This is a genomic window from Butyrivibrio sp. AE2032, from assembly GCF_000702965.1.
In genome coordinates this window covers 1,827,626-1,852,241 of the sequence record NZ_JNLF01000003.1, presented here as the reverse complement: position 1 = coordinate 1,852,241, position 24,616 = coordinate 1,827,626, and the positions used below count along the sequence as shown (strand labels likewise).

23 protein-coding genes are annotated in these 24,616 nt (G+C 35.3%); 1 reads left to right on the top strand and 22 read right to left on the bottom strand.

The features are described from left to right. Window positions 1–5 precede the first annotated feature (5 nt). Entirely contained in the window at window positions 6–215 is a 210-nt protein-coding gene (locus BO18_RS36620; protein WP_442856562.1) for an alpha-1,2-fucosyltransferase, read from the bottom strand. 168 nt (window positions 216–383) lie between these two features. After that, window positions 384–1,313: an alpha-1,2-fucosyltransferase gene (locus tag BO18_RS10215; RefSeq protein WP_034445919.1), complete on the bottom strand. Its 930-nt coding sequence runs from the start codon at window positions 1,311–1,313 to the stop codon at window positions 384–386. Between the two features lie 193 nt (window positions 1,314–1,506). Here BO18_RS10215 and BO18_RS10210 point away from each other — a divergent pair, with 193 nt between their 5' ends. After that, on the top strand, window positions 1,507–2,334 hold the full coding sequence (locus BO18_RS10210; protein ID WP_034445917.1) for an NAD-dependent epimerase/dehydratase family protein: 828 nt from the start codon (window positions 1,507–1,509) through the stop codon (window positions 2,332–2,334). Here BO18_RS10210 and BO18_RS32645 read toward each other — a convergent pair. From BO18_RS32645 to BO18_RS10110, 20 genes are all read right to left on the bottom strand, one after another. Beyond that, the gene (locus BO18_RS32645) at window positions 2,331–2,927 is read right to left on the bottom strand and encodes an acyltransferase (protein ID WP_185752397.1); all 597 of its coding nucleotides are present in this window, start codon (window positions 2,925–2,927) and stop codon (window positions 2,331–2,333) included. The two genes, BO18_RS10210 and BO18_RS32645, sit on opposite strands and share 4 nt — an antisense overlap. 40 nt (window positions 2,928–2,967) lie before the next feature. After that, window positions 2,968–3,732, bottom strand: a complete 765-nt coding sequence (locus tag BO18_RS10200) for an acylneuraminate cytidylyltransferase family protein (RefSeq protein WP_034445916.1) — start codon at window positions 3,730–3,732, stop codon at window positions 2,968–2,970. Between the two features lie 2 nt (window positions 3,733–3,734). Further along, entirely contained in the window at window positions 3,735–4,679 is a 945-nt protein-coding gene (locus BO18_RS10195) for a Gfo/Idh/MocA family protein (RefSeq protein ID WP_034445914.1), read from the bottom strand. Continuing rightward, window positions 4,669–5,664 carry a Gfo/Idh/MocA family oxidoreductase gene (locus tag BO18_RS10190; RefSeq protein WP_034445912.1) on the bottom strand — a complete coding sequence of 332 codons (996 nt, stop codon included), beginning with the start codon at window positions 5,662–5,664 and terminating at the stop codon, window positions 4,669–4,671. The genes BO18_RS10195 and BO18_RS10190 overlap by 11 nt, the downstream gene beginning before the upstream one ends. 163 nt (window positions 5,665–5,827) lie before the next feature. Next, window positions 5,828–6,832 (bottom strand): N-acetylneuraminate synthase, encoded by a 1,005-nt coding sequence (gene neuB, locus BO18_RS10185; protein WP_034445909.1) that lies wholly within the window; start codon window positions 6,830–6,832, stop codon window positions 5,828–5,830. Between the two features lie 18 nt (window positions 6,833–6,850). Then, on the bottom strand, window positions 6,851–7,510 hold the full coding sequence (locus tag BO18_RS10180; RefSeq protein WP_051688640.1) for a class I SAM-dependent methyltransferase: 660 nt from the start codon (window positions 7,508–7,510) through the stop codon (window positions 6,851–6,853). Window positions 7,511–7,525: 15 nt separating this feature from the next. Beyond that, the gene (locus BO18_RS10175) at window positions 7,526–8,584 is read right to left on the bottom strand and encodes a lipid II:glycine glycyltransferase FemX (RefSeq protein WP_034445908.1); all 1,059 of its coding nucleotides are present in this window, start codon (window positions 8,582–8,584) and stop codon (window positions 7,526–7,528) included. Next, the gene (locus BO18_RS10170) at window positions 8,574–9,587 is read right to left on the bottom strand and encodes a hypothetical protein (RefSeq protein ID WP_034445906.1); all 1,014 of its coding nucleotides are present in this window, start codon (window positions 9,585–9,587) and stop codon (window positions 8,574–8,576) included. Before BO18_RS10170 ends, BO18_RS10175 begins: the two co-directional genes overlap by 11 nt. A 1-nt stretch (window position 9,588) precedes the next feature. Next, on the bottom strand, window positions 9,589–10,698 hold the full coding sequence (neuC, locus tag BO18_RS10165) for a UDP-N-acetylglucosamine 2-epimerase (protein WP_034445905.1): 1,110 nt from the start codon (window positions 10,696–10,698) through the stop codon (window positions 9,589–9,591). Window positions 10,699–10,921: 223 nt separating this feature from the next. After that, entirely contained in the window at window positions 10,922–11,905 is a 984-nt protein-coding gene (locus tag BO18_RS32640) for a radical SAM/SPASM domain-containing protein (RefSeq protein ID WP_051688639.1), read from the bottom strand. Beyond that, on the bottom strand, window positions 11,905–12,876 hold the full coding sequence (locus BO18_RS10155; RefSeq protein ID WP_051688638.1) for a Gfo/Idh/MocA family oxidoreductase: 972 nt from the start codon (window positions 12,874–12,876) through the stop codon (window positions 11,905–11,907). The genes BO18_RS32640 and BO18_RS10155 overlap by 1 nt, the downstream gene beginning before the upstream one ends. After that, entirely contained in the window at window positions 12,861–13,838 is a 978-nt protein-coding gene (locus BO18_RS10150) for a Gfo/Idh/MocA family oxidoreductase (protein ID WP_034445903.1), read from the bottom strand. Before BO18_RS10150 ends, BO18_RS10155 begins: the two co-directional genes overlap by 16 nt. A 10-nt stretch (window positions 13,839–13,848) precedes the next feature. After that, the gene (locus BO18_RS10145; RefSeq protein WP_034445901.1) at window positions 13,849–14,916 is read right to left on the bottom strand and encodes a nucleotidyltransferase family protein; all 1,068 of its coding nucleotides are present in this window, start codon (window positions 14,914–14,916) and stop codon (window positions 13,849–13,851) included. A 97-nt stretch (window positions 14,917–15,013) separates the two neighbouring features. Next, a complete protein-coding gene (locus BO18_RS10140; RefSeq protein WP_034445899.1) occupies window positions 15,014–16,132 on the bottom strand; it encodes a hypothetical protein in 1,119 nt (372 codons plus the stop codon). 124 nt (window positions 16,133–16,256) lie between these two features. Continuing rightward, window positions 16,257–18,065: an ABC transporter ATP-binding protein gene (locus BO18_RS10135; RefSeq protein ID WP_034445896.1), complete on the bottom strand. Its 1,809-nt coding sequence runs from the start codon at window positions 18,063–18,065 to the stop codon at window positions 16,257–16,259. Next, window positions 18,052–19,140 (bottom strand): glycosyltransferase family 2 protein, encoded by a 1,089-nt coding sequence (locus BO18_RS10130; protein WP_034445892.1) that lies wholly within the window; start codon window positions 19,138–19,140, stop codon window positions 18,052–18,054. The genes BO18_RS10135 and BO18_RS10130 overlap by 14 nt, the downstream gene beginning before the upstream one ends. 75 nt (window positions 19,141–19,215) lie before the next feature. Continuing rightward, window positions 19,216–20,187 carry a glycosyltransferase family 2 protein gene (locus BO18_RS10125; protein ID WP_034445888.1) on the bottom strand — a complete coding sequence of 324 codons (972 nt, stop codon included), beginning with the start codon at window positions 20,185–20,187 and terminating at the stop codon, window positions 19,216–19,218. A 35-nt stretch (window positions 20,188–20,222) separates the two neighbouring features. After that, window positions 20,223–21,557: a glycosyltransferase gene (locus tag BO18_RS10120; protein ID WP_034445885.1), complete on the bottom strand. Its 1,335-nt coding sequence runs from the start codon at window positions 21,555–21,557 to the stop codon at window positions 20,223–20,225. Between the two features lie 10 nt (window positions 21,558–21,567). Then, on the bottom strand, window positions 21,568–23,454 hold the full coding sequence (asnB, locus tag BO18_RS10115) for an asparagine synthase (glutamine-hydrolyzing) (protein WP_051688637.1): 1,887 nt from the start codon (window positions 23,452–23,454) through the stop codon (window positions 21,568–21,570). A 33-nt stretch (window positions 23,455–23,487) separates the two neighbouring features. Next, window positions 23,488–24,612, bottom strand: a complete 1,125-nt coding sequence (locus BO18_RS10110; RefSeq protein ID WP_034445883.1) for a DegT/DnrJ/EryC1/StrS family aminotransferase — start codon at window positions 24,610–24,612, stop codon at window positions 23,488–23,490. Window positions 24,613–24,616: the final 4 nt, after the last annotated feature.

Sequence of the window (24,616 nt, the reverse complement as noted above, 5' to 3'; positions counted from 1 at the left end):
GTCATTCATAACCTTATCCAGTCATCATCACAAATATCAAATGAGTCCTTTTCATTAGTCCATCTATTAGGAGCCACAACAATCTTGTTAGGATTTTCGCCCACATATGCTCCCCACCAACTAAAAGAACTATTAGCAATAATCGCATGTTTACATTTTCTCATAAGTGCCAAATCATAATATGCCGTTTCCTCAGTATTATATAATTCCCCCAATAAATAGGCACATCAGCAAAGTACTTTGGACATTGCCAATATCCATCTAAATATTCATTTCTTATTTTTAAAGCTTCCTTATCAAAGCTATATGTCTGCTTTTCCGTATAGTATTTGCACAAATCAAGTTTTTTAATACCCCTTTAACATTGTCAAAGGATTATTTATCTACATCAAATGCCACCTATCTTGATTATCGTAAATACTCACTGGGTCATCATTTCTTTTCCATCTTTTTGGAGCAACCACGATCTTTTCATTATTGTCCGAAAGATACTGTGCCCACCATCCAAATGACGTATTATTTATAATAAAGTGCTTGCACTTACTCATTGCTGACAAAGTCAATGACACACTATAATCCTTGGGCTGGCAAACTATATCAACGTCCACATCAGCAAAGAATAGTTTCCTCGCCTTATCAACATTATCCGAGCACAAGAAAAATAAGGGGTTGTCTACTTGCGAATTGATAAAACTAATAGCCCTTCTATAATAGTCATCATCACATACATCATAAATTGAAGACCCCGTATTATGTTCTATTTTTATGCTTATACATACAGAGTTTCTATGTTCTAATTCCTCGATATATGGATAGCTGCAGCTCTTTAAATCTATACTCTTATCAAAAAGCCTTTTTATATCATCTCTGTACTCTTTAAAAAAATTCTCACTTTGAAAATATCCATATAAGAATACGCTCTTTTTACTATTTAACCAATATTTTCCATACCCTCTTACTATCGCAATCAATCCCAGCTTATTTAGCAATCGTTGAAATATATGTTCTCTGCTATAAAGCACATTTGCATCTTCTGTATATAACCAACGCATATATGCTTTAAACGCCATACTCCCACTACCAACGCGCCTATCCAAAGTCAAATCGCGCCCAGATACATACTCCACATTAGGAAGATCATAATCCCTTAGTGAATTTATCCAATTAACAGATGTTACGCCATATTCATCAATAATAATTTTAACATCACTCCCCATTTTTCTTTGCAAAGTATATGCAAAAGCATATTGGAACAGCTGGTTGCCAATCCTGCCCATAATGGGAAGATATATTATCTTTGTCTTGTTTTTCATCTACGCACCTAAAATTGTGTTAACCGCCTTGATTTATGATACCACAAATGCGAAATTACAGTCACCATAATTTCTACTGCCTTTTTGCAGAATTACATGATATCATTATTCACAGAAATATTCATTTTAATCTCAAAACTTTAGCTCCGCTTAATCTAAATTATCAAATATTTGAAAGGCAAAATGTTATCATATGAAAATACTAGTAACCGGCGCATCTGGATATATTGGAAGACATGTAGTTACATCATGTCTTAACCTTGGTCATGAAGTCTATGCATCTGACTTTACTTTTAAAGGGCTTGATGACAGAGCAAAAAGAGTCGATTTATCTATCTTTTCAGGTGATAAAGATATTTATGCCCAGCTCGGATGCCCTGATGTGCTTATCCACCTTGCATGGCGGGATGGTTTTGTTCATAACTCTGTAGCTCATATGGCAGACTTATCAAACCACGTGACATTCCTCAATCATATGATAGATGGTGGTTTAGAGTACCTTACAGTCATGGGGAGCATGCATGAAATAGGATATTGGGAAGGTGCAATCAACGCTGATACTCCATGCAATCCGCTCTCAATGTATGGCATAGCTAAAAATGCTCTACGCCAGGAACTACTTTTGTATACCAAAGATAAAAAAGTAAACTTCCACTGGTTAAGAGCGTTCTACATTTTCGGAGATGATGCCCACGGAAGTTCAATTTTTGCTAAGCTTTATCAGGCAAACGAAGAAGGCAAAACTGAGTTCCCGTTTACCAGCGGAAAAGGACTGTACGACTTTATAAACGTTAACGAGCTTGCAGAAATGATCGCAAAAGCCAGTCTCCAAAGTACTTATACCGGAGTAATAAACGTATGTACCGGCACCCCAATATCTCTGGCAGATAAAGTCGAAAGCTATATAAAAGAAAAAGGAATGACCATAAAACTAAAATATGGCGCATTCCCTGATCGTCCATATGATTCACCAGGAGTATGGGGGGATCCTTCAATTATAAATAAGATTATGTCTTCTTAAGCTTTCACCCACTTGTGCATATCAAAATCATATCTTTTTATAACGCGAGCCGGATTTCCTACCGCAATAGAATACGAGGGAATATCCTTTGTAACCACAGCGCCGCCGCCAATCACACATCCTTCGCCAATGTTTGTTCCCGGTAGGATTATTACTTTGTCGCCAATCCAACAATTGTCTCCAATTGTCACTGGAGCAACCTTAAGTTGTTGTTTCTTATAAGGTAATTCAGATTCCGGATTTGTACCATGATTTTCAGAAACAATAGTTATATCACTAGCCATTAAAACATTATTACCAATAGTAATATCTGCTCCAACCAATATGCACAGTCTGTAGCCAAAAAAACATCCACTGCCTATTCGCAAATGAGGCTTTTCTTCAACCAGTTCCGGATACAACTGTATTCTCGAACCAGCCAAAATCTGTGTTCCATTCCCTATAGCGACAAGCTCAGGATGCGCTATAAAAAAAGGATGTACTATCTTAATGCCTCTGTTCTTAGATACACCGAGTTGAGAAAGTATCTCATCTTCACACTTATTCTTGTAATAGTTAATTCCTTTTCTAATTGCCTTATCTAATAAACTCATACCCATGCCATTTTATAAGCCCCACTCAACAGGATTCGCATTATACTCGTCTAGCGTTTTCGAAGACTTCCCCAAAATCCTTATTTTTTTCAAACAAATATCTCGCTATTACTTGCATTAGTTCAAAATCATTCTCATTATCCAAGTCCAACACTGCCGTATCATACATCTGAATAACTTCATAGTAGCCATCTTCAAATCCACCCCCATTTTTTAGGAAAGAAGGATTATATGCATATAGTGAAGCATTCATATCAAACACTTCCGGAGCTTGTTGTCTAGCAGTAAATTCAGATACTATTACCTTCCTATATCCCTTTTCCACCTGTAGAACCTGATTAAAATAAGGATTTCTTCGCGCTGGAGTTACTGAATATGTAATGTCTGCATCTGTAGCAAAGTGCTTTTCTATAAGATTTTTAATATCAGTTTTTGTTCTTAACGGAGATGTAAGATCCAAATCAACAACAGCATCATACTTACATCTTTCTTTATCCTCCATCTGAATCAAGCAATCTAGTATTACATCTTTTTTCCCTACCAGATCTCCGCTTAATTCGTCAGAGCGACTAATCATTTCCACATGTAAACTGGTGTAATTCCTTACCTGTTCCATCAGCTCAGGACTATCTGTAGACAATGCAATACTATATTCATACTCCGCAGAATCTGATTGAAGATATAACTCTAGCGCGGACAATGAGTAGTATACCAACGGTATGCCACAAAAAAACCTCACATTTTTGCTCTTTATTCCTTTTGATCCTGCCCTTCCACATAATGTGAATAATATTTTTTTCTTCAAAACTATATCTCTCCTTGTGTTAATCGTAACGTTTTACAGGCCATCTGAGGTGTATTGTCATTCTGAATCAAGCCATCAATTATGCCTAAAAAATGTTCTAACTCACGTGTCTGATAATCATCTCTTTTTTCTTCAAATGTTATTCTCTTATTCTGCTTCAGATAGCATACTGTATTTTCCAAAAAATCACATACAATAGTATCATCTTTAGTAAATAAATCTAACCGTCTTACTGACTGCCTACCAAAATAATCAAGATGCAGTTCTACTATCTTATTTCTATATTCAGAAATATAAATAGCATAATCATTTGAATCAATTTCCAAATCTGATTTTTTTCCTATCATTGCACTAATCTTAATAGGATAGCCAAAAAGCCATGTTAAATAATCCCATTCATGTATAAGATCTATGTCTACTCCTCCACCCATATCTTTATGAGCACTATAGCAGTCTCTATAGTCCATTCCAGGTCTCCATTCCGGAAGATAGCTAGAACATATGCTGCGAGCAGACAACACGCATCCGGGATCAATGTTTTCTTTGATGTATTGAAGCACACCCTCATATCTCATCGGACATGCAACGTAATACTCTTTGCTCGAATCAAAAACAAAACCATCCAATTTCAGCAAATCACCAACGGATGAAATTGGCTTTTCGATAAAAAAATTTTTTGCCTTATCATGAACATCAAGCAATGTCTTTACGTGCTTATCTGTCGGATTTGTAATAAATATAACATCATAATTATTAGGAAGATCAGTGATTTGATAATACTCAGTATCAACCAACCCTTCATCATCTTTTCTCGACTCAGTTCTTCTTAATGCATCAACAGTTAGCTCAATGCCTTCTTTTGGGCATAACGCTCTCAGGTTTCTAATATGCCTTTTCCCTATCGATCCAACACCTATAAAACAAACATTTAATGTCTTAATTTTCATTTTTTTCTATCTTATCTACCCATTTTAAAACTATCTTATCTTGTTCAAAACCATAATCGGGTTGCTTATTGTTTTCTAAGCAGTTAAGAAAATCCAACACTTCAGATTCATAATCATCTTCAATTATAAGTTGATTATAACCCTCCTGATGTTGCACCTCCTCATAAAGCTTTATGCTTTTTAACTCGGCACTATCATATTCCTTTAATCCGTCTGATGTCCCATCCCAAGTTATATAAGTGTTCTCTCCCACTATTTCTAATCGACGTATAGGTGTCCGGCATACAACATCGACAACAAACACTCCTTTTGTCCCACTCTTATGAGTAATCGTTACTATATAGCAATCATCATAATCTATGTTTAATGATGTCTGTCGAAGAGATACTGCACTAATACTATCAATCTCCCCAAAAGCCTTGATTATCCAAGGCAACTCTATTGCAAGTATTTCTCTACATCCATTTGTACGCTTATTACCGATGAAAAAATCCGTGTAACTCTCCCAGGGATGCCAATCTGGTAAATACTGTCCAACATGGTAATTATAACTCAGTTTTTCCTTAGCTTTATTAGTTGTTGTAATAATATAGCCAATATCCTTTCTAAACAAAGGCGTTGACGATAAATAAAGCAATACCCCTTTTTCCTTAGCAAGGTGAATATTGTGCTCATATCCATCTGAAACCAAATTAATCTCAGTAAATACATTCCATCCACGCTCAAGACAACTTTTTATAATCAAATTATGTGACAATGGTGATGTACAAACGAAGGCGGCATCAATTGTTTCTTTATCATCCAAACTGTCAATACTCTCTTTTACAAAACACTCAACATTCCAATTAGCTGTATATTTAATTATCTCCTCACGCCTATCGCTCTTAGAATCCACGCATATAAAAGAAACATTTGAATCCAACTTATATAAAATTCTCATGCGCCTTTTTCCCATAGATCCTAGTCCAATAATCACAAACCTCATATAAATCTTGTCTCCATTCTGCCACCATTCCATTTACGGCAAATCCAGTAATGAGAATATCTCAATCACCACATGTGTTCATTAGCATTTCATTTCCCCATGTTACCCTCGGGCAAATGCATTCAAGTCATATATGGCGATTTACCAATAATTGTATCCTTAATTACAGAATAACAATTCCTTCATCCACAATATAGTCTTTTCCAGCTCTTTTTCCAACAACATCATCCCACTCTTTGGCCAAAGCGCCTGTATTACTTCGTTTTGCGCAGATATTAGCTTCTGAGAACACTTCGCCAGTTTTTATATCTTTTTTTGCAACAATCCTCTTTGTCACCACCTTTTTAACAGTTATTTCTGAGTCTGTAGGCTGCTTTATCCCATCTCCAAATGATTTCTCAACATTCCTAATAGCATCAACCATTCTTCGAAATTCATCTGGTTCAGTACTAGCAAGATGATCTGGTCCTTCCATATTTCTGTCTAAGGTAAAGTGTTTTTCTATTACCTTTGCGCCCATGGAAACTGCTGCTACTGCAACTTCGATTCCCAATGTATGATCAGAATACCCTATAGTTAATCCAAACTCTCGGCATAATGTTTGCATAGCCATAAGATTAACTTGATCATATGGGCAAGGATAATTTGTAGTACAGTGAAGCAATGTTATTTCCTCTGCGCCCCCTTCTTTAATGGCATCCAATGAAAGCTCCACATCTTGAAGTGAACTCATTCCTGTACTTAATATAATAGGTAACCCTTTCGCACCAATCTGTCGTAAATAATGAACATTTCCAATATCTCCAGATCCAACCTTTATAAAAGGAATCCCTAAATTCACAAGGAAATTCAAACTGCACTCGTCATCTGCAGTGGACGCAAACGTTATGCCGATATCATCACAATGCCTTTTTATCTTTATAAAATCATCTTGGGACAATTCCAATTTCTTTAACATATCATACTGAGATTCTGCAATTCCTGTATTTTGAGCTTGATAGTCGGCTTGGCCAACATCCCTGGTAATGATTTCTTCTGTAATCCATGTTTGAAACTTTACCACATCTGCTCCGGCTGATTTAGCAGCATCGCAAAGTTTGAATGCTAAATCGATATCGCCATTATGGTTAACACCCGCTTCAGCAATAATTAAACATTTATCATTCATATTATGTGTAATCCCCAATCATTTTTCACAGCAGATAATCCATTGTTTCACTTTGTTTCCGTTATCTGTGTAATTCATTGAATCAACCTTCAAATTCTTAAAACCCACATCAAGCAATAAATTCTCTATCTCATCTCTATCAAAAAAATGCGCAACCGCTCTACCTGATAAATTACCTTCTGTTATATCTCTGTAGGTATGGTATTCCAATTCTTCACCAGTGCCAAAGCCAGTCATATCTGTTGAAAAAACCACTGTCAACAGCTTGCCTCCCTCTTTCAGACTCCTGTAAACTTTTCTATACATCTCATTTATATATGCCAATTCGTTTGCATAAATAGTTACGTTATCCACTACAGCATCAAAGAAATTTTCTTCATAATCTATTTCTGCTCCATCTAAAACTCTTAAATCAGCATGAAGAGATTCTACTTCTAGTCTCTTTTTAACCTTTTCTACCGCACTCTTTGATCCGTCAAAAGCATAGACATCAAATCCCTCTCGGGCCAGATACCAAGTATGAGCACCTCCGCCACAGCCAAAATCAAGAATTCTAGTATTAGCTCGATCTTTTTTGTAATAATTCCTAGCAATAAATCTTATAACTATCTCTGATGGATACTTCCCCCATTCTTGTGTTGAATGAATCTGTTCCCATACTTCATCAAATGATTTCATTTAATCAATCTCCCACTAATATCTATATTTTAGCAATCTGTTACCATATATACTATCTTTATTATTTTTCTCCCACTCATTGCATATGGCATCATATGCATCTTGGTTATAGATTATTTTCCCAATATAAAAATCTTTCGTATCTTTGCTAAATGCCTTCTTAAACTTAAAAAGAGTGTCTTCTTCGGAGGATGAAGTACCTCCACCAAGATGGAACTGCTTAACGCCTAAATCATGCATGGTGCAAGCTGCACGCCATAGCAAATAATTATTGGCTCCAAGTGATGAAAACTGCCTGTTGCTACCTTCTAGATGATAATGTCCATAAGTTCCATGGTGCATAAAAATAGCTCCACAGACTAACTCACCATTTTTTCTTACAGTTCCAAGAAATGCATTGCCTATAAATTCGTTTTCTATAATTTTGAAATATTCTTTTTTAAAATAATAGAAACTCTCAGCATCCAACCTGTTCATTGTTTCTTCATAAAGCGACATGAACTCTTCCATTGAAGCAAAGTCAAACTCTGCAAGATAAACCAAGCCATTTTTCTCTGCTTTTCTAATCATATTCCTATTCTTTGATGATATTTGACTAGACCATATATAATCCTCATTGCCAGATGTATCTATCGTGATAGTATGCCTATCATATATCAGTTCAAAACTGTTCTCTGTAAACACATTGGGATACTCACGTAATAAATCTTGAACATTTAATGCTTTTTCATTTCTCAGCAGCGTATGAAATCTGACGAGCCCACATAAATACCCTTCATTTTTCATACCTAAATACATACAAGCAAATGCTTTTCGAATCCATTCTTCATCATCAACATTGGCTATAGGGCCACCATAACCATAAGCTGTTTCAAAATCATAAAATCTCCCCCATGTATCACGCAAATAAGGAAAAAGCAATTTCTGACTGCCATCCTCACAAACAGCACATAATGCTTTCTTTTCACTCTCCTCATATAAGTGTACATATTTCTTTGAAAAATATATGTCTTGCATTTTTGTAGGAAAGGTCTCTAAAACCTTATCCCAATCTTCCATTATTTCAAATTGCATTTTTCAGTACTTCCAACTCTTTTTCCATATCCTCTTCGTCATATCGCTGATCACAAATTAGCGATAATTCCGTGTTATACAAAGCATTTTTACCCTGCGCAATTTCGTCTAAGCACGGCCAATGTATTGGTGTATAAATACTATTCTCAAACATCTTTTTTCTAACCGCATCTCGATTACTAATTTGAATTGGTATAAACATAGGTACTTTATCGCCGCAGTATAAATGAGGTATTTTCAGCTTTTCCAATCCCTTATGTAACACTTCAGCATTGTTTTTCCTTACCTGGGCAACCATCTGAAAATCAATATCGCCAATCAACGCTTTGCTGATATCTGAACATTCATATGAATACTCATCATCCATTATTGCTTCGCCCTTGTCCAACAATTCCAAAGCCACGTCATCACCAATATAATCCCGGTAGTTTTTTAGAATATTACCAGCTGCTTTATAGTACGCATATTGGGGATTTTTACTTAGTCTTCCACTAATAAGCCTATCATTATCCGTTATAATTTCTGCCCCATCAGGAACCGGAAACCACTTCCTATAACTATTAAAACAATAATCATAAGTAGTATGCTTTTCAGTTTCATAGAAGCCTTGTACATCATCTATAATTATCTTTATTTCTGGATAATCCCTTCTGATTGAAAAGGCCATACCATCAATATCAACCATTCCAAAATATGATACCAATAGAATTGAATCACACAAACCGATATTCAGCTTAATGCTGTCATAATCCGGTTGAAAAAATCCGTCAACGTGATAATGATATATCTTTATGCCCTTCTTTAATACCGTCGCACTTACAGAAATACATATGTAATCAGGAAGAAGAATAGCACCCAAAGATTCAAAGTAAATATTCTCTAGAATTATGTCAAGACATGTTCGGCCAAGCGAATAGCGGGGATATTGCTCACCCACACTAATCTCATTTGTTACGTTATGTTCTATACAATACTCTCCCCCAATTACTTTCTGGTCGGTCATTCTATGCTAGTTCCTCATTCAATATATTTATTATTTTTTCCGCTGTATGTCCATCTCCCCAATAATAATCCTTCTCCACATTCTGCATAGAGAATGCCTTATCTAAAGCCTCATTTATGCTACTTCTATCAGCTCCAGCCTGAATCACATTAGAACAAATATGTCTTCCTCTTTGCCTTTCTCCTACATTGACCACTGGAATTCCCATGAATGGTGCTTCAACTATTCCGCTGCTTGAATTCCCAATGACAAGCTTTGCCTGTCTCATAAAACTTAAATATCTTCTCCCCAATGAAGGGATTACTTTAAATACGCACGGTTTTTCTATAGCTTTTTCTTCCAAGAATTTATTGATAGATACTCCACCATAATCAGCATTAGAATACGTAGCAACAACCTGAATATTGTCTAGAGATTGTAATGAATCTACAATGTTTTCTACAGTAGTAATATTATATTCTAGACTTTGTTTGGTCTCAGGATGATACGTCAATAGAACCCATTTTTTTTCCATATTTATTCCCAAGTCGTTTGCCAGCTCTTCTCTAGTCATTAGTTTTTCTTTTATAAAGTTGTCAAGTCCAGGCTCGCCTACTGCCCAAACATACCTATCTGAGCCCCGCATCCTTGAAATGTTAACCGCACTATCTTTTGTCCCCGGAAAATGATAATCCGCAATCATTGTAACAGCATTACGCACACCATCATCAATTGCCCCTTCAGTTACATCTCCACCTGAAATATGAATAATAGGTATTCTCATCAAAAATGCTGTATTAACTATCGGAAACAACTCATACCTATCTCCTAATACTACAACATAATCTGGTTTTAACCTTGCCCAAGTATGAGCAAATTGCTCCGTCATTCTTCCTAGCGTAGTTGCTATTGTTTCCAGTGAATCATTATCAAGTGCCACATCAACAACTTCGCTAGGCACAAATCCATCAGCAAGAATTTGGTCGATAGTATGTCCTTGACTTTCAAGAAGATGTGCTCCAGTCACTACTAGTTGTAATTCAAAATAATGCGAGTTTTCAATTTCTCGCATTAACCATTTTAATAATCCGTATTCAGCTCTTGTCGCAGTTACCACAGCTATTCTTTTCATTTTCTACCATTCAGTACTTAATCCAACTCACACAGCCAACTTTCCGTGCAGCTTATCATATTCTACTTATTTGATCGAGTATATAAGGTCGGATTCAGCCTTGTATGCTTTATATATCCCTTGTTTGTATTCAAAAGAACCATAAAATGAACTGCGTCAATTTGATGCGGCTTGTTCATTATCCAAATATTAGAATACCAATTGAATATACATATTTATCGTTTTAATCGATTGACAATCCTTCAACTCCCTTGTATCTTAAAATACAATCGGCACATATAGTCCCTGTATCATCTGCATTATCAACAAAAATCTCTCTTAACCGTTGATACCCTTCACTATACCACGCCTCTTCAAGATCCAATTTCTTATTCAAATCATATACATAATACTGCGAATATGGGGCATCACAACATGGTATAACGTACCCATCACTATTTATGTACATTGTATTAAACAGTATTGGGCATTTGTAATCCTTGTTAATAATCATATTCTCATCATTATTTATCCCAAATTCTTCTTTAGCATTTTTCATATCACTAAGCTTTGAAAGAATAACAGGAATAAACAAGATATCATCCACTTTATCAATGAATATTTTTTTAATTTCGTCCTTCAAGTTAGGTCCTTGCTTTTTCGTCACCACACACGAAATAGATGTCGCAACATTTAAGTTGTGATCTTGTATATAATCATGTATAAAAGTTATATTCTTAACAACCTCATCAAAGTCATCCGTCCCATGTATAGTTCTATACATTTCTCTATCTGCCGCATTTACAGAAAATCTTATGCTATCTAATCCAGCGTCGAGAACTGCCTTAGCCTTGTCTGGAGTCGCAAATGCACCATTAGTGGTAATAAATGTATACTTGAAGCCCAAGTTTTTGGCATATCGTATAACTTCAGGAAAATCCGGATATAAAAAAACTTCTCCACTTAAATAAAATCCAACTTCCTTCTCCCCTATACCTAAACGTTTAGCTTCCTCTAATATTCGCTTAACAAAATCAAAAGATAATCTTGACGGAACAAAATCCCATGACTTGTATTTGCCATGGAAGCCACAAAACTCACACTTCTGATTACAAGTATTGTTAAGCTCTATATTTAACGAATTAGGAAGTGGGGGATAATATGATAATACATTATTCTTCTTCCCAAACCTTTCATTCATATGCTCTCGCATAGTTTGCTTTGACATTAGTATACTTCTCCTGATATTCTTGAATAATTGTCCAAATTATGTACCTGTTCCTCTAAAGTACATAATCTTCCACTATCATTATCTTTAAAAAACTCCTCAACTTCTCTATACAATCCAGGCTTATACGCGTTATCTAAATCATAATCAATATCAGGCTCATATATTTTTACGCTTCCCTTATCCTGAATTTGTAGTCTTTCAAGAGGCCTGAAAATAAGCCTATGCTTTTCAGTGTTTAATTCTACGCCCCATCTTCCTGGAGCATTCCAATTGGCAGAATATGTAAACACCTGATTCTTGTTTGTTGTACCTACTCCAGCAAAAACAGACCCACATTTATGCCAATCCACTCGATTCTGGCCTTTTACTATCGTCGTCATGTTTTCAATGTTACCACCGCTTAAAAAAAACGCCAAATCAATAACGTGAGAAGAGTTTGCTAATACAAGTATGTCCAAATAATCTGGATTAGCAAGCGTTTCAAAAACGTTTGTCCATTCAGTGAATTCTATACTAAACGAGGTCACTCCCCCATCTTGTTGTATTATTTTTTGCGCCTCAATTGACGATGAATAGAATCTCCTATTATATGCGATAAAGAAACTAACATCTTCTGATAATTGAAGTAATTCTAGTCCTTCGCTCCTTCGTGTTATTCCAGGCTTCTCCGAGAGAATATGCTTGCACCCTTTTTTTATTAGCTGCTTATTTATCTCTCCTAGTTTTGATACATTGGCAGCATTAATAACATATATATCTGCAGGAATCTCATAATTATAAAGATACTTTTCTATTCCACCACTATACACAGGTATACCTGTTTCGTTTTGAAAAACAACTGAATTCGCCTTACTGTTGCCTATCACATAAAAGTCAACATCCATATTCTTCAATACTTTTGAGTACTCTCTTGCCATATAGCCTGTGCCAATGAGAAGCACTTTTTTATGTTCTATGTTATTTGACAAATCTTGTTCTCCTTATTTCCTGTAATCTCATTTTCCTTTTGTAGTAATGCTCTTAAATAAATTAAGTGCAATTTCATACTCGAATCATAATCAGGAAGATCACATCTTCCTGTATATATTATCTCCTGATATACTTCAGTCATCATAGTACTAGTAGGTTTTATTCCCATCTTGCAAGAACGTTCCTCATAACCATACTTGGGAATTCTGTATGTGCATGTATCTATGCTTTCTTCTATACAAAAGAACCCCTTATCTGAATAAATACAATTTATAAATGGGGCATCACTTTCAGGAATACTTGTTATGGTAGCAGTTCCTTTCTGGCTTTTAAATATTATTGTTCCATTAAACTCTATATAACCTTTACGCTTGGATTCAAATAGTCTATTCTCAATCCCACTAGTGTCAACTGTATATTCAAAATGGTCTCCTTGAAGCATACTCAAAACATCAAATTCATGGATCGCATTACATGCCATCCCCCATTCGCCACCATTTTCAAACATGCTAATATACTTAGCATCCATAAGATAATCCTTTAGTTTCTTATAGAAATCCCATGCTCTTCTAGTAGTATTAACCCAAACCATAATTCCATTTTTTGAAAAGATTTCTTTAGCAATATGAAAGCTTTCCTCATTTGTGAAAAGGAATTTTTCCAAAACAAGCTTATTAAACTTAACTGTAGAAACCAATTCTTTTATTACATCTAATCGAGGTCCAGATGAAGTTGATATAATTGCCAAGTCCACCTCTTTAGGTGCATCTTCAATACTACCACAACCGATGAATTTATGATTTATACTATTAGGAACCTCTCTAAATCTATCCTCTGAAATACTAATCGCCTGGGCGCTCGGATCCACAACAAATATCTGTAATGTTGCATTAACATTCGCTAACGCTTGTAGATGCCTACTCCCAATATTACCAGCTCCAACTATTATTACTCTAATCATATACGTTCCTTTAATTCTGTTTATCCGCAAAAACCTTTTCGTAATCTTCTTGCGCCTGCTTAAAGTCCTCTATGTGCCCAATATCTATCCAATACTCATGTGTCGGAAACATAACCGTCTTTTTCCCCGCTTTTATCAAAGTCTGAAACAAACTCGTCATATCATAATAGGTATCAGTAGGTATTTCCTTAATAGCTTCAGCACTCAATATATAAATACCAGCATTGACCATATATTCTTTTTGAGGCTTCTCGGCTATTTCCGTTATTTCATTACCGGCAGTCCTGATCACTCCATAAGGTATCGTATTTATTATTCTTCGTGATGCCATGGTCGCAACTGATTTTTCTTTTTCATGATAACGTATCATTGCATCTATATCTATCTGTGTGAGAATATCCCCGTTAATAACTATAACTGGTTCCTTAATTTGATCCTCTTCCAATAAAGAAAGGGCCCCAGCAGTACCAAGCCTTTTGTCCTCATGAAGATACCTCACATTAACATCATACTTAGTTCCATCTCCAAAGTATTCTTCAATCATGCTCGACTTGTAATTAACCGAGATACTAAAGTTGTTAAAACCAAATTCTTTAAAGTTCTCAATTATCGTTTCTAAAATAGGCTTATCGCCTACAGTGAGCAACGGTTTAGGACAATTAGTGGTATATTCCTTTAAGCGAGTTCCTAATCCCCCTGCCATTATTACAACTTCATTGGTCTTTATAGGGGCACTGCTAATTACTTCGGCAAACGAAGTCACTCCAACCAAAACACCATTTTCATCTACTATTGGCAACTGATGTATGATATTATTTTTTATCAGACGCTTTGCCTCTTTATATGATGCTCCAGGACGAATACAAATTGGATTAGGAGTCATAATATCCCTAGCCTTGTTATTAAAATCTACACCCTTTATTATAGCCCTTCTAATATCCCCATCAGTAATAATACCAATAAGATGTCGGCTGTCATCCACAATAATCGCCACCTGTCGGCCAGATTCATCTATTTTTTTTGTGACATCCATTATAGTTGCATCATAATCAATCAAACACTTTTCCCAATCATCCATATTATCCCTCACACTGGTTGTCAAATGAGCAATTACTCACCCTTCCTTAACATTAGTATTGAAATTTAAATGTTTTACGCAAGTCAGTTTTATTTGTTCAAATTGTTTTTGCAAACCCATCTATTACCTTTTCTATATCGTCCCATGACTTTATATATCCGTAGCAAGGCTCTTTTTCTGCTATCTTCCTATAAACCCTTTCTACATCATCTGTATTATAACCGTAACTCAAAAGTTCGTCACAAAGAATATATGTCATCTGTTTATATTCATTGAAAAGATATGGCAAAATTATAGCAGATGATACCACACTAATAATAATACAATTTCTCAAATCATCGTTTAAACATACTAATTCCCACGGCATTCTGTTATCAGAATAAAAAATAACTTTATCTCTTATCTCATCAGAGTATTGTTCAGGCCCAACACCATGCTTACATTTTAATAATACATTATTCCTGCCAACTTTATCTATCACAGTAAGAATAATTCTGTCCATCGTGTCAACATCATAGTAGTTTCTATGTCTTGACTCATCTATCCCCCCATCCAATATGATAATTTTGTTAGCAATAATGCTATTTTCATATTTAAATACCCTGTTAATCAATTTTAAAAAATCTTTATCTTCTTTTTCAAAAGGCGGCACATCTACACATTTTATTGGTTCCCCCATAACAGCATAGTCTGCTTGAATAAAATATGCATCTTGCACTATAGTTGATGCTTTCTGCGGATATTCCCACTTGATTGAATCTCTATTCTGTATTACTCTAGCCCAAAAACCCCGTCCATATTTCTTAGTAATTAGTAATTCATATTTGTCAAGAAGGTATAACCCTAGCCCCTCTGGCAATAAATGCCAACAATATTTCGTACCACTATAACAAGAATACTTGTAAATAAAATAATGCATATAATCAGGATGCCAATAAAAAATGTCAGTATACTTATCGATATCTATATTTGAATAATATTTTCGAATTGCATACTTAGGATTACAATAACACTTTAAAGCATCTCTTTTCTTAGGTGGAATGTCATCATTGCATTTATATACTCCATCAAATATCTCAAGAGCAGCTTCTTCATCTATAGTAATTTTCCTGTATGCAATATCCATTGCATCACTTTTATGAATTGTTTTTTTTATCTGTATAGCAAATAGTAACTGATTTCCCCCAACTACAATTGCTAAAATCCTCTTTTTCACTTACAATCCACTCCTAAGCATCGCTCAACTAGTAATCCACAAATACCACAAAACAATCAGTATAATTCATCTACAAAAGCAATAAAAGAAAACTTGTTTCCCTTTAACAGATATATGGTGTTTCTTACCCCATCTGCTCTGACGCAATTATTCCGTTCTTATCGCGCTCTATAATACCACCATTCTTCACTTCAAATACCTTATCGCAACTGCGAATTGTTGAAAGCCTATGCGCAATAATTATAATAGTTTTACTACCTAAAAGAGCGTCAATTGACTCCATAACAGCTGTCTCTGTTTCCGTATCTAGCGCTGATGTAGCCTCATCAAGAACTAACACTTCTGGATTCTCATACAATGCTCTTGCTATTGCAACTCGTTGCCTCTGTCCTCCAGAAAACTTAATCCCTCTTTCTCCAACCACGGTATTCAAACCATTAGGCAACCCCCTGATAAACTCTGCTAGTTGTGCCTGTTCTAAGGCATTCCATATTTTGTCATCATCTATACTGCTCTTTGGGAGTCCAAAAGCAATATTAGCTCGCACAGTATCATCAATCAAAAATACTGTTTGGGGTACATAGCCAACCGTTTTACACCAAATATGAGGAATCCTAACGATATTGATTCCATCCATATATACGCCTCCATTTTGCGGTTTAAAAAGTCCCAAAATAATATCTGCCAAAGTGGTTTTTCCAGCACCAGATGCACCAATAAGCGCAACGGCTTCACCCTTTTGTATGCGCATACAAACATTCTCTAATACAGGCGAATCAGTGTCACTGTATTTCCATGTGACATCTTTTAATTCTATTTCATTCATGAACACTGAAAAATTGTTCTCTGAATAATCATGCCCATTTTCCAACAGTAGCTTATTTAGCTCGTTTTCACTATCTTTTACTTCCTTCAAATTGTTATATGTCTTGCTCAATCTAGTTTGACCAAAAACAATACTATTTATACGTGAAGACATTTTGGATATAGATGGCAGTATTTTAAAAGCACCCATAGCAAAAGCACCTAATACTGGTACAAAAGAGACAGGATTAGCTCCCGTTAGAAGTCTTAAACACGCTATACCTATGAATCCCCCTACGCAAACTCCTTCCAAGATTCGATCAGGGCATACTGACAGAAAATTGTAGAGCACTGTGATTTTCTCAACTTCTTTAGAAGCAGCATCATACTGCTTTACAAAGCTCTCTCTCCTGTCCATAACTGTTATTTCTTTTATTCCATAAATTGCTTGAAAACTAGTCTGAGATTGTTCAGCAGCAGCAGTCACCATATCTCTTCCTGCCTTCTTAAGCCTCTTTTTAAACGAAATGACTATTCCCAAAAAGCACAGGGCTGCCAGCATTAGTGCAGCAATAGCAACCCCCAAGTCAGTATACAACAAATAGGCCCCAATCAGAATAACAGTCAATGCTTCCGCTATAAATTCAAAAAGGCTGAGTAGCACATTATAAGTAGCAGAAGTATCTCCATGAATATGTTGTAAAAGCATAGCACTATTGGTATTCAAAAAATACTCATACGGACGTTTCAAAAATGAATTCAACATTGTAGTAGACAATTCACGCTGAAAAGCAGCCGCGTACTTGAATTGGGTGTATCTACAAAACAAAGTCAAGGCATTCTTTATTAAATAAATAAGCACTACAAAAGCACATATAATTACAAGCGTGAATGAAAATGTTGCTTCAGGAAATATCTGATAAATCCATCTAGTATACCATTGCATCTTCAATGAATTCTCATTCATCATAAGTTGAAGCAACGGATAAATAACTGAAACTCCTAATAATTCCATGACAGAGCATAAAATCATCGTAGCAAACACAAAAATAGCATCTTTCTTTTGTTTTCGTGTAAGAATATAGTTTAATTGATAAATTATTCCAAATAAAGCTTTAATATTTTCCATATATCTTTCTCTTTAAAACACACTTATAGCAATTCAAAGTATATAAACCAAATCCCCATAATCTATGCTTTCTTATCGTGTTATGAAGAGCCATTTTCCACCAATAATAGCAAAGCTCTTCTCGCAAAAGCTTTTCATCAAAAAGTTTTTCCTTTTTATTAATACTAAGCAATTTTCTTTGCCCATCCAAATAAACATTCGCATTTTCCAATTTATTTAATAGTTCTTGAGAAAAATCACAATTTTGGGCTAATAAATCATTTTCTTTTATTGCATTTACTACCTCATCCAACTGAAACATGCACCCTAACATAGATATAGATAGTGCCTCAGCATCAGCAATATCTTTAATCAAAAACTTTATATAATCGTATGAAACCTTTAGCTGATATACTTTTTGTTCTATCTCAGAACTAGCAGTAATCTGTTTTTCATGGATTCTATATCTAAGCAATGGCTCATGAATCTTCCTAATCACACCACCATTTTTAAGTATATCCACCATTATCCCGTAGTCTTGTGCTTTAAGGATATTCTCACGATATTTTATACCATGCTCGTTCAAAAAACTAGTTCTGAATACAAAAGTAGGATGTGGCGGTCCGGAATGTCTAAGTAGAGAGCTAACCTTATAAAACTCATAGTCACAACATGAATCTGTTTCCATTGACGTATCAATGTCATTCATATTATCCCCGAAACATATAATATCGCTCCCTACCATAGCTACATCTCTATTATCTTTCAAATATCGAATCTGTTTCTCAATTCTATCTGGTAAGGCAATATCATCTGAATCCATCCTTGCTATAAAATTGCCTTTGCAATATTCTAATCCTACATTCAGCGACTTGGTCAGACCAATATTACAGGGATTTCGAACAACTAATATCCTATCATACAAGTCACTATATTTCCTCAAACAGTCAATTACTTCCAAACTTTTTGAACAATCATCCACTATGATAAATTCTATATTCTCATACGTTTGATCTAATATACTTTCTATAGCTTCTTTCAAAAAGCTTATTGGCGTATCGTAAACGCACATTAATACAGAAACCAAATCTTCCATTTCAAACACCTAGATAATAACTAATAATGCCTTAAATACACATAAGCTGCCTCTATTACTTGTCATACCTTTTCATTAAACTTTTTTCTTATACAAAAGCGCAATAAGCCAATCCAATCTATATCTAAACATTCTCATGAAAACAATTATATCATAAGTCGAATACTGCTTTTTTTCATAATGTGCCAGCTGTTTATATATAGGATGGTTCCTAATAGTCTCAACATCCTCTTTTTTTAAAGTCTCACGTTTATATGATTGTTTTAAACAATCACCTACCGGAGACACCAACGCTTTATTCTCTTCTTCGATCAAATGCGGTAACATAAGCGAATAGTGTTCCAATATATTTCTTATACATAATGATGAATCCAAATAATCAATAATCCTCTTCCCATAATACGCGTGTGTCACGCTCTCGCTTACTTGCCTGTAATTATATAGTGTCTCATCCACTGCGATTATATTCTCTGAGCAACAAATAGCTGGACAAATCATAATATAGTCTTCGGAATGTCTAACATTTTGAGGAACCACTCCATAATACGCCTTTTTTAATAATTCGGTTTTTATAAGCTTATTGCAGAATGAATGATCTGTTGAAGAAATAATATATTCCAAAAAATCTATATTAGAATACTCTCCATATCGCCTCTTCTTATTAACGCCTATTTCTTTTTTATTCTCTACAATCCTTAAATCCCATGAAACTACATCATATTGTTTTTCTTGAAGTATCTCCAATAACTTCTCGACACAATCACATTCCAAATAATCATCAGAATCCAATCCAGTGCAATATTCACCTGATGATGCCTTTATCCCACATAATCTGCTATCAAACTGTCCGCTATTCTCCTTGTGAATTACTTTTATTCGGGCATCTTTTCTAGCGTATACATTGCATATTTCCCCACTACCATCTGTAGAACCATCATCAACTAGTATTAGTTCCCAGTTTGGATTTGTCTGTTTTAAAACAGATTCAATACACTCATTCAAAAACTCTCTGCTGTTATAAATTGGTGTAACAATACTAATCAGCATGCTTCTATTCCTTTTATAAATAGCGGACATTGCGATTATTTCAACAATGTCCGTGCCTTTTCCTCTAAATCTGCTCTAAGTGGTCCATCACCAAAATGCACCCATTCTATTTCTATATCTTCCATATTCTGAGCAACTATTTGTAAAGCATCAATTATGAGATACACTCGTTTTAGCGGAATCAAAGATGAGCAACTAGCTACTAAGAAACGTTCTTTCCCATGTTGTAAATCTGAAATCACAGGTTGCTGATTATTCGAAAATGCCCTCTCCAAACTATTAGATCCAATATAACTCACATAATACTTTTTACTGTCTAAATCTCCGCCATGTTTATGAACATGGTATTTTTTCCCTGATTCACTTACAAAAACTATCGCATCTATCATTTTATCAATAGTTTTCATAAATGGCTTTCTTCTACTATTGGGCCATTGTTCATCCTGATAATCATATCCGTGTGCTCTGGTAATAATTTTAGGATTACCAAGGACTCTACGATTAAAACAAGTTCCCAAAACAGGTTGTAGATTCCAATATGAATAGATTAGTATTTGTTCATTTGGAATAATATGATAAACATTGTTTTTTACCATCCACCTATAAAACATCTGGGCTCTGCAATAATACTTTATTGACTCCCAAATCCTGATTCCAAACTTTTCTCCGGATTGAAAAATATCTTTTCTTTCCAATCTTGTTCTACCATCAAAAAAATAACCGATTATTCTAAATATATTCCGAGGAATAGACCACGAATCCTCATATGCAAATGATTCAATCTTATAATCAGAAGATACGCATTTTAGAACACTATCTATATTACTCCGAGCAACAGATGCATTCTCATCTGTCATTCTTCCATTTATTCTCGCAATAATAGTAACATCATAATGTCTTAATAGTTCTTTTAATTCTTCTTCCAAAAAGCTCTTTTCATTATCAGTATATGGATAACCTTCAGTAAAAAAAAATATTTTTTCCCCTTTGTACTCCAACTGCTCTTCTATAAATTTCACAAAAGCAATACTGTTGTTCTTAGCATCGAAAAGATTCTTCCATATTTCATTAGATTTAGCTCTCATCAAGCTTTTTTGAGTATCCGATACTCCCAATACTTTAATTAGAGCATAGGCAATTTCTTCAGCAGAAGGATTAGAAGGCAATAGAATCCCATTCCCATCTATCATCTCCCTTATCCCGCCAACATCTGTAGCGATAATTGGAATTCCCGCACTTTCGGCCTCCATAATAGAAACCGGAAGTCCTTCCATTTCTGAAGGCATAACAAAACAATTCACATCATGTTCACCATAGAACTTCAGAATCTGATTATTGGGAACCTGTCCCATAAATTTGTATGTAATCATAATTTACCATCTAAATAGAAACGTTAAATATTCTTGCCCATCTCGCAGAATCAATAATTCTCCATATCATAGAGTTTCCTCTTTGAATATTTGAATTATTCTGGTCATACCATTCTAATACTCTATCAGTATCAAATAATTCCTCAAATACCGCTAGTGCTTGTACTAACTCATTCCGAAAAATCTCACTATTATCTTTAATCCATTTTTCTTCTGGCGTAACAAAGCCAAATTTACTTACACGCATTCTTACTTTTTCGGGAAGAGTCCCTTTTAATCCATCCCGAAGCACAGCCTTACTATAGCCTTCTCTGATTTTATATTCATAAGGCATTTCAAATAATGCATCAGCCAATTGATAATCCAAAAAAGGCTCGCGAGTTTCTATCGAAAAAGCCATTGAATTCCTATCACCTCTATGCAGTAGTTGCAATAGTTCATTCTCAACATATGCCTTTATAAACTCCCTTGGTTTTCCTTGAGGATATATATATTCGTTTTCTAAAGTTTTCCTAATAATCTTTTTGTCAAAAGGAATCTTTTGCACCCTCTCCAGATAAACACGCTTTATAAACTTATGCAATACTTTTGGCATCAAGCATTCTCGTATCGCAGACAGAATTATATCGGTAGATGATATATGTTTTTCTGATTGCGCACGAAGTCGAAGATATGCATCAACTTCTTTCTTCAAATATCTGAATTTAAACTTCTTTAGAGCATCCACAAATAGGACAGTATAAAAGGCAGTATATCCAGCTAATTGTTCATCCGCTCCCTGACCATCAAGCATTACAGTCAGACCATGCTCTTTTGCAGCCTTACATACAGACCATTGCGCAAATGTCGAAGTAGACCCCAATGGTTCATCCATATGCCAAATGACATTATCAAGGTCATCCCACAACGTTTCTGTACTTGGAAAAATCTTATGCGGAATAATATTGGTAACCTTAATAACCTCATCTATGTATTCTTGCTCATCATAGTTTTTTTCTTTAAAGCATGCTGAAATTGTATGCTGTTCCTGATATGCTAAGCAATTGCCAGATTCTCTAATATTCTTATCCGCCGTACAGACAATAGCAGAACTGTCTAGCCCACCAGATAAAAAGTATCCTACCGGCACATCTGATCTGAGCCTGAGCATCACTGCATTTGAAAATGCCTCAGTAAAAATGCTACAAGCATCTTCATATCTTATTTTTATTTCCTTACTATTGGCTATACTATAATACCTTTCTTTGGCAATGCGATTAGTAGCTAAATCATATACCATGTTGTGTCCCGGATTTAACTGATATATATCCTTAAACATAGTATATGGTGCAACATCATTTGTTCCGCGAATGATGTATTGCAATAACATATCTCTATTAGCTTTAGGTCTTTCTTTTAGTATTTGAAAAAACTGCTTGATCTCAGAAGCTACCAAAAACATGCCTTCCTGCTCCGTATAATAAAATGGTTTTACACCAAACCTGTCTCTTGAGCAAAAAAGCTGCTGTTTTTTCTTATCATACAACACAAAAGCCCACATACCATTGAAATGGCAGACACACTTGCCCCCCCACTCTCTATACGCATGTATTATTACTTCTGTATCAGTTTTTGTCTTGAAAACATAACCTTTAGCTTCTAGTTCATCTCTAAGCTCAATATAATTATATATTTCTCCGTTGTAGACAAGAACATATCCTTCTATCTTTTCAAAAGGCTGATGCCCATCAGATGAAAGATCAATTATTGACAAGCGTCTATGTCCCAATGCTAAATTGCCATCATAATACACGCCTCTGTCATCAGGACCTCTGTAGCTGATAATATCAGTCATTCGATCAAATTTATCTTTATCAATCTTACCTTTTTGTTGTATGCAAGCCGCTATTCCGCACATAGTTATCGTTTATTCCAATCTAAAAAAGGCCAATTACTTTACTGCTTCGTTGATTACATCCGTAATTCTTCTGATATCATCTTCCTCCAAGTATGGATGCATAGGAAGTGACAGGCATCTTCTACATATATCCGTAGTCACATTATAATCATCAACTGTATATAAAGTATCCACAAAAGCGCACTGCTTATGCATAGGTTTAACATAATAGATATTTGAAGGAATTCCCTCGTCCTTCAATGCTTTCATCACTTTATCGCGCTCGTCACTATCCTTTAGAAGAATCGTGTACTGAGCCCAGGCTGAAAAATATGAATTTCTTATTTCCGGTACACCAACACTACCATTAAGTTTTTCAGAATATGACTTAGCAACCTTATCACAAGCCTCCAAATCTTCATCCAAGAATCCCAGCTTAACATCTAGTACCGCTGCCTGGATAGTATCTAATCTTGAATTCATTCCGATTCTGACATTATCGTACTTATCCTCGCCTTTTCCATGCACACATAATGATCGAAGGAGTGCAGCCCATTCGTCATTATCCGTAAAAACGGCACCACCATCGCCATAACAACCAAGTGGCTTAGCCGGAAAAAATGATGTAGTACTTATATCTCCAAAGCTACAAACTTTCTTTGTTCCAATTCTGCCACCAAAGCCCTGGGCACCATCTTCCAATAGCAGCAATCCATACTCTTTACATATGCGTTTGATTTCCTGATAATCTGCAGGTTGCCCAAATAAATCGACCGCCACTACTACTTTAGGAACAAGTTTTCCATCAGTCTTAACCTTTTTTATTGCCTGTTCCAATTTCTTTGGATTGATATTAAAGGTCTCTTCGCTTATATCAACAAAAACAGGAATAGCCCCCACAGTTGATACCACTTCTCCACTTGAAAAGAAAGTAAAATCAGGAACAAATACAGCATCGCCTGCACCAATATTCCACGTCATCAGCGCCAACTGAAGTGCATCCGTACCATTTGCACATGTTATGCAATGCTTTACTCCAACATATTCTGCCAGTTTTTTTTCAAGTTCGACAACCTTCTTACCATGAATAAAATCAGTTCCTTGCAGAACTGATTCTATTGCAGCATCAAAGTCAGATTTATGAAGTTCATATTGCTTTCTCAAATCTCTAAATTGCATTTTT